Raw genomic sequence first — 12,631 nt, forward strand, 5'->3', positions numbered from 1 at the left:
AAAATATACTTTTATTCCTTTTTATTCAAAAAAATCAATTGTTAAGGAGTGACTATTTAACAGGAGAGCTATCATAATTCGTTTTGAAGGTGTCATAATCCGTTATGAAGGTATCATAATCCGTTATGAACTGACAATATTTCATAATGCACGCATCATATTTAACAGGAGAGCCATCATAATTCATTGTGAAGGCGTCATAATTGAATGTCGAGACGTCATAATTCGTTATGAACTGACAATATTTCATAATGCACGCATCATATTTAACAGGAGAGCCATCATAATTCATTGTGAAGGCGTCATAATTGAATGTCGAGACGTCGAAACGGATAATGAAGGCGTAAAGAATATAAAGCGTGATGTATCGGAGACGATCGCGAACGGTTAAAATCGTTCATCGCGGGAGATTGTTCGTTTCCGTCTCGAGCAAAGAGGGAAAAGAGGCGAGTCTTATTTTAAAATCCGGATGAAACTGCTACTTTTGCATGTTTTTTTAAATCGACGAGGTATGAAACGATTATTACTATGGATTTGGATCGCTTTTCAGAGTGTGTCTTTGATGGCGCAGAAGCAATCGCTCAAGTGGGCGGAGAAAGCTAAGAAAGCCGTTTTTACGATAGAGGCGGTAGATAAGAGCGGAAACCGGACGAAGGGTACGGGATTCTTTATCAGTGAAACGGGAGAGGCGGTGTCGGATTATTCGCTGTTTATCGGCGCGGAAAAAGCGACTGTGACCGATGCGGAAGGGAAGCGTCTGCGCGTGACGCATATTCTCGGCGCCGACGAAATGTATGACGTAGTACGTTTCATGGTAGCCGTGCCCAAGAAAACGGCTTATCTGACGGTGGCAAGCGGTCTGCCGGCAGTCGGATCGGAGGTTTATCTGCTTCCGGCGGGATTGTCGAAAGGCGCTCTTCTTCCGCATGCCGCGCTTTCGGAGGTGTCGAAAGTAAAAGATCGTTACGGATATTACAAAGTCGAGATGCCGCTGAGCCGGGAGCAAGTGAGCGCGCCTTTGTTGACCGAGAACGGCGAGGTTTTCGCGATGGCGCAGGCCGATGCGTCGGGGAAAGGGAAAACATACGGTATCTCGGTGCCTTATATTCAAGATATCCGGATCGGACAGATGGATATCCTGAACAAAGCCTATTCGTCGATCGGGATACGGAAAGCGTGGAGCGACAAAGTGGAAGACGCGCAGGTGGCTTTGATTCTCTACTCGTCGCAACAGGACGCGCCGACGTATTTAGAGACACTCAACGAGTTTATTGCCAAGTTTCCGAACGAGCCGGACGGGTATCTGAGCCGCGCATCGCATTATATCTATCAGCGAAAGCAGTTGACCGACGTGGGAACCGAAGCGGAGTTGCTCGAACGCGCCCGCGCCGATATGGAAACGTCGCTGAAGTATTTCGGAGACAATCGGGGCGAAGGATATTACAATCAGGCCAAGCTGATTTACGGCGTGGCGGCCGGCGATACGACGTTGAAGTTGCCGGAATGGAGCATGGAGCGAGCTGCCGAACTGATCGGCAAAGCACTTGCCGAAACGGATATGCCGCTATTCCGTCAATTGGAGGGCGATATCGCTTTCTTTCAGGAAGATTACCGTAAAGCGGCGGCGGCGTACGCGTTGGTGAATCAAAGTCCGATGGCTTCGGCCACCTCATTCTATATGGCGGCGAAAGCAGAAGAGCAGATCGAAGGAGCAAACCTCGGCAAGGTGATCGCATTGATGGACAGCGCCTGCGCACGCGCCATGACGACGAACCCATCCGATGCGGGAGCTTACCTCCTCGAAGCCGTCGACCTGAAAATGCGGATGGGGCAATATGAAGCGGCAGCGAAAGACTACGACCGGTATTACGAACTGGCAGGAGGCAATGTAAACACGTCGTTTTACTATTATCGCGAACAGGCTAAATTCCGCGCGGGCGATATGGACGGAGCGCTGGCCGATATTCAGTCGGCATTGGCCAAGGAACCGGAGAACGCGCTGTATTATGCCGAAGAAGGGTCGATTTATCTGCGCAAGCAGGAGCTGGAAAAGGCGCAGGCCAGCCTTGAGAAATCCATCAGCCTGCAACCCGACTTCGCGGCGGGGCATCGTTTGTTAGGGCTTTGCCTTATTCGTCAGCATAAGAAAGAGGAAGGTTGCCGGGCTTTTCAGAAAGCGAAAGAACTGGGCGATCCCGTCATCGACAAGTTGATGAAAGAGCATTGTTTTTAATGGTTAATTGTCAGGTGTTAATTGTTATTCAGCGTTCAGCCCTCCGCATTTCCCCTTTGAAGGGATAACATCCCCCTTCGCTTTGCTCTTCCCCCCTTTGAAGGGGGGGAGGGGGGGATGTTCCTCTGCGTTCGGTCTTTTGTCATTCAGAGCGAAGCGAAGAATCTCTTTTCCCTTTTCCCCGTGAGATTCCTCACTACGTTCGGAATGACAAAGGGGGTTATTTGCGCCCATTTGCGCCCATTTGCGAAATTTGCGTTCGGATAACCCGGCATAACAATTAACAATTGAATTACGTCAGGCTTTCAGCCCTCTGCCGAGGGGGTTGCCCTGTTTCCCAACGCTTCGCTTCGCTGCACATTGGGCTGAATTAATACGCCCTTTCAGGGCTGTTACATCGGTCAGCCATCAGCAAACAGATCAACAACTCAACATCTAAACATCTCAACACTTGCAGGGCTGAAAGCCTGAATTAATTCAGCGTTCAGCGTTCAGCAGTCGGATTAAACTTGCCATATTCTGAGCTCTTTACCGGTTCGTGTTTATACCGGAAGAAGATGGCGAAAAGAATCGTGACTACGAGCGCATAACCCGCGAAGATGTACCATGCCGTCTGCCAGCCGGCCAATTGCGCGGCCGGGTCGGCGATTTGCGAATAAACCGTGCGATTAACGACCGTTTGCGCGGCCAACATCCCAATCGATGCACCCAAACCGTTTGTCATCATCATAAAAACGCCTTGCGCGCTGCTGCGAATCTCCGGATTCGTTTCCCGATCGACAAACAGTGAGCCGGAAATGTTGAAGAAGTCGAACGCGATGCCGTACACGATCATCGAAAGGATAAACATCCACACGCCGTCGCCGGGATTGCCGGCCCCAAACAGACCGAAGCGAAGCACCCACGCGAGCATGGCCATCAACATCACCCGTTTGATGCCGAAACGGTTCAGGCAGAAAGGTATCAGCAGGATAAAACATGTTTCGGACATCTGCGAGATCGAGATCAGGATATTGGCGTGCTGTACTCCGAAGGTCTCTTTATAGAGGGGTATTTCGGCGAAGGTCGCAATGAAAGGATTGGCGTAGCCGTTCGTGATCTGCAACGATACACCGAGCAACATGGAGAAAATAAAGAAGACGGCCATCTTCTTTTCCTTGAAGAGGCTGAAAGCACGCAGACCGAGCGCGTCGACGATCGAGTTCGTGTTGGCTTTACGGTTGACCGCGCAACGCGGAAGCGTGAACGAATAGGCCGCGAGCAGAAGTCCCAGTACACCGGAAACGGCGAACTGCTTCGGTCCGGCCTGAAATCCGATCAGATCAATCAAAATCATGGTGCAGATGAATCCGATCGTGCCGAATACGCGAATCGACGGGAACACTTTCACCGCATCCAGCCGGGCTTTGTCTAATGCCGAGTAAGCGACCGAGTTGGCCAAGGCCACCGTCGGCATATAAAAGGCGATGCTGAGGGTGTAAAGCGTAAAAAGCAGCGGGAAGGAAACATCGGCCCCGGCGGAAAGGCCATATATCGAAACGGCGAGCATAAACGACCCGGCCAGAAAATGACAAAGCCCGTACACGCGTTGCGCTTCCATCCATCGGTCGGCCACAATCCCCATGAGGGCCGGCATACACAGCGAGACAAATCCCTGTACCGAATAAAACCAGCCGATGTGGCTTCCCATACCGACCTGACTCAAGTAACGCCCCATCGAAGTGAGGTACGCTCCCCATACAGCGAACTCCAAGAAGTTCATAACGATCAGCCGAATCTTTAAATTCATATCGAATTGATGTTTTTTATTTGACTTTGTTTGTTTTTCACTCGGGGCAAAGTTAAAAAACTTTCTCAGTACCGCAATAACTGTTTTTTGAGGAGTTATTTTTTTGCCTTACCTTTGCGATTATTTATAAGAATAAAGTATTCAAGAGGTTCCTTCGACAGCATGGCAGACTGCGTGACCTCCGAGCATTAACAGACTGATTGTATGAAATTAAAATTGATATATCCTAAGTGGAAGAAGCTCAAAGGGCAGACAACATTTAACCTCCCTCCTCACGGGCCGGTCGTCTTTGCTGCAACCCTTCCGCCTTATGTCGACATATCATTTACGGACGAGAACGTAGAAGCCCTCGACTTCAACGAAGAGTGCGATCTGGTAGCCATCTCGATGATGCTCAGCACGCAGGTGAAGCGCGGATGGGCTATTGCCGACGAATATCGGCGGCGTGGCAAACAGGTGATCTTCGGAGGTATCTCGACCATGCTGCATGCCGAAGAAACGATCGAACATGCCGATGCCGTATTCCTCGGCGAGTCGGAGGGACGGATGGAAGAAGTGCTGAACGACTGGCGCAACGGCCGGTTGAAGAAAGTCTACAACTACATGACGCAGCAACCGCCCATCGGCGATGTCGGGCCTGCGCGGCGCGACCTCTATAAACGCGAACTGTATAATCACAAAGGTGTACAGATGGTCGATCTCTTTCATGCTTCGCGCGGCTGTCGTTTCAGTTGTTATCCGTGTGCCGTTTCGTACCTCGGCGGACGTATTTTTCGCCCGCGCCCGATCGACAAGGTGATCGAAGACCTTGCCTCGATCGAGAACAACCGCCTCTTTATCGTCGACAACTCGTTGGCTCAAAATAAAGAATGGGAGATGGAACTCTTCCGCGAAATGATTCCGTTCAAGAAGAAATGGATCAGTCATACGATCGAGGATGATCCGAAAGTGCTCGATCTGGCGGCACAAGCCGGCGCCTGGTACGTGTATCAGGCCGTCTACGACACATCCGACTATATCAAAGAGCGTGTGAAACGTTACCACGATCATGGCATCGGGGTAGAAGGGACAATCCTGCTCGGTATTGATAACCAGTCCGAAGACGATATCAAACGGCTTATCGATTTTCTGCTTGAAATCGACCTTGATCTGGCCGAATTTACCGTCATGACGCCTTTCCCGCATACGAAAGGATATGACGATTACCTGCGTCAGGGACGCATCTTCGATTTCGACTGGGATCATTACAACGCGGGTCAGGTCGTTTTTCATCCGAAGCAGATGTCGGCCGAGCGATTACAGGAGTTGTACGAATATGCGTGGGATACGTTCTATCAGGACGAAAGCCAGGAACAGAAAATGTTCCGTCTGTTTACGCAGGTCGTGATGCGCGAGATGGAAGACGGAACGTTCCGTCCGAGAAACCGTGAGCTGGCCAATAAATCGTTCGGCAAAGATGTGGTAAGAAATATCAAGGTGAGTTGAACGTTCGCACGATGAAACAGGCGTTTAAGATCGCTGTTTTTTATTATACGCAGACCGGGCAGGCGCTGGCTATCGCCAAGAAAATGTGCGAGCCGCTGACGAAGGCCGGTTGCACTATCCTTTATAAGGAGATCGTGCCCGAAAGACCGTATCTTTTTCCCTGGTCGGCGAATGACTTTTTTCAGGTTTTTCCCGAATCGCGTCTGGGCATTGCCTGTCCGTTAAAACCATTCGATCTGAATGATGTACATGACGCCGATCTGGTGATGATCGCCGGGCAGAGCTGGTATCTTTCGCTCTCTGTTCCTTTGCATGGTTTCTTTCAGTCGGATGATATCAAAGCGTTCCTGAAAGGACGTCGTGTCGTATTTGTCAATGGTTGCCGGAACATGTGGATGATGACGCAGCAGAAAGTACGTGAATATATCCGTGAGGCAGGGGGCGATTACGTCGGTTGGATCGTATTGCAGGACCGGTCATCTAACTTGATCGGCGTACTGAGTACGGTTCGCTGGCTGATTCGCGGCCAAAAAGAGGCCACGCGATGGTTGCCGGCTGCCGGGGTATCGCAGATAGAAATCGACGGGGCTACACGCTTCGGCGACGTACTTCTAACCACTCTGTGCGACGGAGCATTTGACCGTCTGCAGGAACGGTTTATGGAAAAAGAGGCGATTACGTTTATTCCCCATCTCTACTTTATCGAGCGCAATGGCTATCGTATCTGGGGAAAATGGGCGCATTTCGTACGGAAGAAAGGAGGCTATCTAAGCCCTGCGCGCCAGCTACGGCTGGATCTGTTCCGCGTCTATCTGTTCTTTGTGCTCTATGTCGTTTCTCCTTTCGGCCTTTTATTTCACTATATTACTTACCCGTTTCGCAAGAGGGCGTTCGTAGAAGCGAAGCGGAAGATGTGTTACGAACATACATAATTAATGAAGAGACGAATGAATCCCGTTTATATTACCCGTCTGTCCGCATTCTTCCCGAACCGTCCGGTTGGGAATGATGAGATGGAAGATTACATCGGCCTTGTCAATTCGAAATCGTCTATTGCCAAGCGGCTTATTCTGGAAAAGAACGGTATCAAACAGCGTTACTACGCGCTCGACAAGTCGGGGCGGGTGACGCACACGAATGTCGAAATGGCTGCACTTGCGGTGCGCGGATTGCTTGACGAGCAGGTGACATTGGCGGATATCGACTTGCTGGCCTGCGGTACGGCTTCGCCCGAACAGCTTATACCGTCACATGGCGTGATGGTACACGGCGCGTCGAAAGGTGCTGCGGAGACGGAGGTTGTCTCGTTCGCCGGGTCGTGCTGTACGGGGATGCATGCTTTGAAATATGCGTACCTGTCGATGCTTGCGGGCGAATCGAAGCATGCGGTATGCGTGGCTTCGGAGCGGTTGTCGGCATGGATGAGGGCGTCCTATTTCGAGAAAGAGGCCGAGCTGATCAGCCGTTTACACGAAAAACCCATCCTTGCCTTCGAAAAGGAATTTTTACGCTGGATGCTTTCGGACGGCAGCGTGGCGGCTCTGCTTAGCCATGTGCCGGCAGGAGAAAAGTTGTCGTTCCGTATCGAGTGGATCGAAACGATGTCGTATGCCGACCGGGTGGAGACGTGCATGTATGCAGGAGGAGAAAAAGATGAGGCCGGAAGTCTGATGGGATGGGCGCAATTTCCCGAAGAAGAGTGGTTGACTCGTTCACTCTTCTCGTTGAAGCAGGACACCCGCCTGCTGGAGCAGCATATCATTGCTCTTGGCGGGCAGTTTTTGCAGCGTATCGTGAAGAAGCGGCACTTCGACCCTGAAAGTGCGGACTGGTTTCTGCCGCATCTTTCGTCGATGTATTTTAAGGAAAAAATCGAATCCGAACTCCGACAGGTCGGCTATCATATTCCCGAGGAGAAATGGTATGTCAATCTGCCGGAAGTCGGTAATATTGCGTCTGCTTCGGCATTGGCCATGCTCGACGGGTTAGAGCATTCGGGACGTTTGAAGAAAGGAGACACAATCCTCCTCATGGTGCCCGAGAGCGCACGGTTCTCGTATGCGTATGCGTTACTAACTGTTGTTTAAACCGGAAAACAGATGGTGTGATGAAGACAAAAGATGTCCCTCAGGATTTGAAATATTTTAAAGACAAAGTGATCCGCGATGTGATGTACGCTGTGGATGAAGACGGGCGCTATACAAAGGTAGTCAGTGACGGCTGGTCGGTCAAAAACGATGTCTTGGCAGTCGTTTGGGAAGATATTCTGGAAGACTGCGAGCCGATTCGTCGGCAGGTGTTGAGAAAAGAAGTCAGTCCGTTGGCTTATCATATGAAAAAGAACTTGCAGGATGTCGCGATGCTGGCCGCGTATGCCGGTATTCCGAAACGCAAGGTCAAGAAGCATCTCGAGTACGAAGCCTTTGCCGAGCTGGACAATCAGACCCTCGCACAATATGCCGACGCATTGCGTATAACGGTCGATGAGTTAAAACGGGTAGAATGATGGAAATCTCTTTTGAACATCGCAGTGCGGCCCATTGCGAAAATGGTGTCACCGGCAATCTGCTGCGCTTCTATGGTTACGACTATTCCGAGCCGCTTATCTTCGGCTTGTCGGCATCGCTTTATTTCGTTCATCTGCCGTTTGTGCATCTTGCGGGCTTTCCGGTGACTTCGTTCCGTCCGTTGCCGGGAAGCATCTTCGCACGTGCTACGCGTTTGCTGGGCTTCAAAGTCAGCCGGACGATTTTCCTGCGTCCGAAACGTGCGGAGAAGAAATTAGACCGTCTGCTTACTCAAGGTATCCCGACAGGCGCGGTGGTAGGCATGTATTTTCTCCCTTATGTACCGAACGAATACCGGTTTCATTTTAACGCGCACAACATCTGCGTGATCGGAAAAGAAGGAGACGATTACCTTGTCAGTGACCCGGTAGCCGTTGAAAAGGTGAAACTGTCGGCACGCGATATGATGCGCGCACGTTTCTCGAAAGGCACCTATCCGCCGATGGGTAAGCTCTACTGGATACGGTCGTTACCGAAGAAAGAGCCCGACTTGCCCAAACTCATACGTAAGGCCATCCTCAAAAACTGTTACCGCCTGCTCTATCAGCCGGGGCCTGTGCCCTGGGTTGGCATCAACGCGTTTAAGCATCTCGGTAACAAGATCCCGAAGTTCCCGCAAAAATACGGCGCGCGTCGGGCGGTATTGCATCTGGCGCAACTTGTGCGGATGATGGAAGAGATCGGGACGGGCGGTGCCGGCTTCCGCTTTCTCTATGCCGCGTTCCTTCAGGAGGCAGCCTCGATTACGGGTATCGCTGCACTTAACGATTTTTCCGAATGCCTTACCGCTATCGGCGACGAGTGGCGCATGTTTGCGGCGGAGGCAGCACGCATCTGCAAGAACCGTTCGGCGGCTAACGTCGATTATCAGACCATTGGCGACCGTCTGAAAACTATCGGCGACCTCGAAAAACATTTTTTTACGGATCTGGAAAAACTCATCAAAAAGAGCCGATGACCCCGATGATCGATATCCGGAAGTTACGTAAGACGTATCGTGGAGCTGCTCATCCGTCGGTCGACGGGTTGACGTTGCAAGTGTCTAAAGGGGCTTTCTTCGGACTGCTTGGTCCCAACGGCGCAGGTAAAACGACAACGCTCTCCGTGCTTTGCGGCCTGTGCCCGTACGACATCGGCGAGGTGAAGGTGGGCGGACTGGATGTACGTCGCGAGATGGGGCGAATCAGGCGGATGATCGGCGTCGTACCGCAGGAAATCGCGCTCTATCCCGAGTTGACGGCACACGAGAACCTGCATTTCTTCGGTTGTATACAAGGCATACCTTCGAACACGTTGCGCGAGCGCATTGACAACTATATCGAACTGTTCGACCTCACGCCCCATCTTTCTAAAAAAACGGCGTACCTCTCGGGGGGTATGAAACGTAAGGTTAACTTGATTGTAGCCATGCTTCACCGTCCCCGAGTCCTTTTTCTCGACGAGCCGACCGTCGGTGTCGATGTGCTGTCGAAGCAAGAGATCGTTACGCATCTGCAGGCGCTTTATCGGGAAGGGATGACCATCGTTTATACTTCGCACGACATGGCGGAGGCAGAAAAACTCTGCACGCATGTGGCATTGATGGATCACGGTCGGATTGTATGTGAAGGCTCTCCCGTCGAACTGCTGAATCGGACGGGGACGGCGTCGCTCGAAGAACTTTTTATGACCCGGACGGGTAGCAATGTATGAAACTTCGGGCATTGATATATAAAGATCTGTTGCTGCTTGTGCGCGATGTGTGGGGCATCGTACTGCTGTTTCTTATGCCATGGGCGCTTGTGCTGCTGATGACAGACCTGCAGGACGGCACCTTCCGCTCGATCAACGAAAACCGGATCTCGCTTTACCTGCTCGATGCCGACTGTGACTCGTTAGGCCGGCGCGTGAGTCGTCAACTCGCGGCAAGCCGTATTTTCAACGTCTCGACCGAAGCGGACGGCCGGTCTCTCACGGCCGACGAGGTGGAAGAGGCCATTGCCCGTGGTGATTACCTGATCGGTATCATTATTCCCGAAGGTGTGACGGAGCATCTGCGTGAGCAGGTGCGTCACGGTGTCGAGCGTGCTTTCGACGGCACGCCTTCGGCAGTTGCCGATACGACGCAGGTTTCCTTAACGATCAGGGTGTTGGTCGACCCAACAGCCAAACCGTCATTTCGTTCTTCAGTGATGTCTGCTGTGCGTGAGGAGATGCTGACGATTCAGAACCGGCTGCTTCTTCAGGAAATATCGGCACAGACGAGCCGTTTACTCCCCATACCTGTCGATCTGAATATCGAGACGGACGAATGGATCACGGTCGACGAAGCATACGCCCGAAGCGAACAAGGGCGAATCGTTCCGAACGCTACGCAACACAACGTGCCGGCATGGAGTATGTTCGCCATCTTTTTTATCGTCGTTTCACTTGCGGGAAACATGATCCGTGAGCGTGAAACGGGCTGTCTCAACCGGCTGATGACGATGCCCTGCCCGTATGCGGCGTATTTGTTCAGTAAAATACTTGTCTACCTGTGTGTTTGTCTGTCGCAACTTGCTCTGATGATGGTGACCGGCATGTACCTGATACCTCTGCTCGGGCTGCCCGCGCTTAAACTCGGACACCATCTCGGCGCGTTGCTGCTGATGTCGGTCTCGACGTCGCTATCGGCGATCGGTTACGGGATAGCTATCGGAAGCATCGCACGTACGAACCAGCAGGCAAGCATCTTCGGCGCCGTATCCGTTGTGATGTTGGCTGCTCTTGGAGGAGTATGGATTCCCACTTTCGTGATGCCTTACTTCATGCGTCTTTCCAGCCGTATCTCACCTCTGAACTGGGGATTGAACGGTTTTAACGAACTCTTTGTCCGTGATGCGGGCATGGCGGATGTTTTTCCGTATGCTTTGGCGTCTTTGCTGTTTTTTGCCGTGATGCTCGGTGTGGCGGTCTACGGCAGAACGTTTCGAGATCGGAAAAATTAATGGGCCAACCACGTATCATTCACTTTTTTTTATTACGTTTGCCTCACTTATAACGACCGATTTGAATCATGAAAAAGAAATTTCGCATATCCCTGTTAGGCTGGGTGGCTATTGCCATTGTGAACGGTATCGTGTTGGGGCAGGTGATGCCCGCCGGTATAGTTCGTCTCTTTGTCACGTTTAATGGCCTTTTCGGCAATTTCCTGTCGTTTTCTATTCCGCTGATTATTCTCGGGCTTGTAGCGCCGGCTATCGGCGAGATCGGAAAAGGAGCGGGGCGGTTGCTGCTCGTTACTGCGCTTATCGCTTACGGATCGACGATTTTTTCGGGCTTCTTCACTTATTTCAGCGCATCGGCTGTTTTTCCGACACTCCTGACTCCGAATACCCAACTGACGGCTATGGAGAATCCCGAGACCCTGATGCTCACTCCTTATTTCACCGTTGCCATGCCTCCGCTCATGGACATTATGACGGCGCTGCTTCTCTCGTTTGTCATCGGGTTGGGGTTGACTGTGATGCTGGGCGATGCGCTGCATCGCGCCTTCGTTAATTTCCGCGATATCATTACACGGCTTATCGAATCGGTCATTGTACCGCTGTTACCGCTCCATATCTTCGGGATCTTTCTGAATATTACGGTGAGCGGGCAGGTGGCCGGTATCATGACCATGTTTCTGAAAGTGATTCTTGTCATCTTTGTGCTCCATATCCTTTTGCTCCTGGTGCAGTTCGCGATCGCGGGACTGATCGGTCGTCGTAATCCGCTGAGGCTGCTGATGAATATGTTGCCTGCGTATGCTACGGCGCTCGGCACGCAGTCGTCAGCCGCAACGATCCCCGTTACGCTGAGGCAGGTGATCAAAAACGGCGTGCGCGAAAATGTGGCTGTCTTTACCGTGCCGCTCTGTGCAACGATTCACCTGTCGGGCAGTACGATGAAGATCGTCGCCTGCGCCATGGCCATCTTGATGATGTCCGGTGAGCCGGTCACGCTCGCTCAGTTCGGAGGGTTTATTCTGATGCTCGGCATCACGATGGTGGCTGCTCCCGGCGTGCCCGGTGGAGCTATCATGGCCGCGCTCGGCCCACTCCAGACCATGCTCGGGTTCAACGAGACGTTGCAGGCGCTGATGATCGCGCTGTATATCGCCATGGACAGCTTCGGCACGGCGTGTAACGTGACCGGCGACGGAGCCATCGCCGTGGTGGTAGACCGTATCGCGCCTGCCGCCGAAGGATCGGAGATAAACGATAGACAGTAAGGGTAAATTACATCAGGAAAGGCCGAACGATTCCTGCCATTTTGACTTGTTTTTATCTCACCTTCGTAATAGAATCGCACCTTTGAGTATTTGAAAAGGTCAAAAGATGAATAAAAAAGTGTCCAACGTGTGGCGATATCGACATCATAAAACAATTTCTCTCCTATTTCTTTTAGATGTTTAAGCTCTGAATCATATTCTGCCCTTAAACATTTTAAACCAAATACATCTACCCAACTACTCGGGTCAAATACATACCCATATAGCGTACGTTTTTCTGCAAACATATCATGGTTTTCGTTTGTTTTTGCTACCCCCTGAAAACG

10 protein-coding genes are annotated in these 12,631 nt (G+C 51.5%); 9 read left to right on the top strand and 1 reads right to left on the bottom strand.

Annotated elements, in window-relative coordinates; genetic code table 11:
* The first annotated feature begins 511 nt into the window (after positions 1-511).
* Complete coding sequence (locus tag ACTTKA_RS11195) at positions 512-2,233, top strand: serine protease (RefSeq protein WP_442714015.1); 1,722 nt, start codon at positions 512-514, stop codon at positions 2,231-2,233.
* A gap of 484 nt (positions 2,234-2,717) precedes the next feature.
* Here the strand turns inward: ACTTKA_RS11195 and ACTTKA_RS11200 are convergent, their stop codons facing one another.
* Complete coding sequence (locus tag ACTTKA_RS11200) at positions 2,718-4,022, bottom strand: MFS transporter (RefSeq protein ID WP_442725092.1); 1,305 nt, start codon at positions 4,020-4,022, stop codon at positions 2,718-2,720.
* A gap of 204 nt (positions 4,023-4,226) precedes the next feature.
* Between ACTTKA_RS11200 and ACTTKA_RS11205 the strand changes: the two genes are divergently transcribed.
* From ACTTKA_RS11205 to ACTTKA_RS11240, 8 genes are all read left to right on the top strand, one after another.
* Positions 4,227-5,507, top strand: a complete 1,281-nt coding sequence (locus ACTTKA_RS11205; RefSeq protein ID WP_442714017.1) for a B12-binding domain-containing radical SAM protein — start codon at positions 4,227-4,229, stop codon at positions 5,505-5,507.
* An 11-nt stretch (positions 5,508-5,518) separates the two neighbouring features.
* On the top strand, positions 5,519-6,439 hold the full coding sequence (locus ACTTKA_RS11210; RefSeq protein WP_442725093.1) for a hypothetical protein: 921 nt from the start codon (positions 5,519-5,521) through the stop codon (positions 6,437-6,439).
* Positions 6,440-6,442: 3 nt separating this feature from the next.
* The gene (locus ACTTKA_RS11215) at positions 6,443-7,594 is read left to right on the top strand and encodes a beta-ketoacyl-ACP synthase III (RefSeq protein ID WP_442725094.1); all 1,152 of its coding nucleotides are present in this window, start codon (positions 6,443-6,445) and stop codon (positions 7,592-7,594) included.
* Between the two features lie 20 nt (positions 7,595-7,614).
* Positions 7,615-8,013 (top strand): hypothetical protein, encoded by a 399-nt coding sequence (locus tag ACTTKA_RS11220; protein ID WP_442714020.1) that lies wholly within the window; start codon positions 7,615-7,617, stop codon positions 8,011-8,013.
* A complete protein-coding gene (locus ACTTKA_RS11225) occupies positions 8,010-9,032 on the top strand; it encodes a BtrH N-terminal domain-containing protein (protein WP_442725095.1) in 1,023 nt (340 codons plus the stop codon). The genes ACTTKA_RS11220 and ACTTKA_RS11225 overlap by 4 nt, the downstream gene beginning before the upstream one ends.
* Positions 9,029-9,766, top strand: a complete 738-nt coding sequence (locus ACTTKA_RS11230) for an ABC transporter ATP-binding protein (protein WP_442725096.1) — start codon at positions 9,029-9,031, stop codon at positions 9,764-9,766. The genes ACTTKA_RS11225 and ACTTKA_RS11230 overlap by 4 nt, the downstream gene beginning before the upstream one ends.
* Complete coding sequence (locus ACTTKA_RS11235) at positions 9,763-11,040, top strand: ABC transporter permease (protein WP_442725097.1); 1,278 nt, start codon at positions 9,763-9,765, stop codon at positions 11,038-11,040. Before ACTTKA_RS11230 ends, ACTTKA_RS11235 begins: the two co-directional genes overlap by 4 nt.
* A 68-nt stretch (positions 11,041-11,108) precedes the next feature.
* Positions 11,109-12,305 carry a dicarboxylate/amino acid:cation symporter gene (locus tag ACTTKA_RS11240; RefSeq protein WP_442725098.1) on the top strand — a complete coding sequence of 399 codons (1,197 nt, stop codon included), beginning with the start codon at positions 11,109-11,111 and terminating at the stop codon, positions 12,303-12,305.
* Positions 12,306-12,631 lie beyond the last annotated feature (326 nt).

It is taken from the genome of Tannerella sp., assembly GCF_052170195.1.
GTDB lineage: Bacteria > Bacteroidota > Bacteroidia > Bacteroidales > Tannerellaceae > Tannerella.

Excerpts from the sequence above, each read along its gene's own strand:
- ACTTKA_RS11225 (WP_442725095.1), top strand. The coding sequence starts at position 8,010 with ATGATGGAAATCTCTTTTGAACATCGCAGTGCGGCCCATTGCGAAAAT.
- ACTTKA_RS11210 (WP_442725093.1), top strand. The coding sequence starts at position 5,519 with ATGAAACAGGCGTTTAAGATCGCTGTTTTTTATTATACGCAGACCGGG.
- ACTTKA_RS11195 (WP_442714015.1), top strand. The coding sequence starts at position 512 with ATGAAACGATTATTACTATGGATTTGGATCGCTTTTCAGAGTGTGTCT.
- ACTTKA_RS11235 (WP_442725097.1), top strand. The coding sequence starts at position 9,763 with ATGAAACTTCGGGCATTGATATATAAAGATCTGTTGCTGCTTGTGCGC.
- ACTTKA_RS11205 (WP_442714017.1), top strand. The coding sequence starts at position 4,227 with ATGAAATTAAAATTGATATATCCTAAGTGGAAGAAGCTCAAAGGGCAG.
- ACTTKA_RS11200 (WP_442725092.1), bottom strand. The coding sequence starts at position 4,022 with ATGAATTTAAAGATTCGGCTGATCGTTATGAACTTCTTGGAGTTCGCT.
- ACTTKA_RS11220 (WP_442714020.1), top strand. The coding sequence starts at position 7,615 with ATGAAGACAAAAGATGTCCCTCAGGATTTGAAATATTTTAAAGACAAA.
- ACTTKA_RS11215 (WP_442725094.1), top strand. The coding sequence starts at position 6,443 with ATGAAGAGACGAATGAATCCCGTTTATATTACCCGTCTGTCCGCATTC.
- ACTTKA_RS11240 (WP_442725098.1), top strand. The coding sequence starts at position 11,109 with ATGAAAAAGAAATTTCGCATATCCCTGTTAGGCTGGGTGGCTATTGCC.
- ACTTKA_RS11230 (WP_442725096.1), top strand. The coding sequence starts at position 9,029 with ATGACCCCGATGATCGATATCCGGAAGTTACGTAAGACGTATCGTGGA.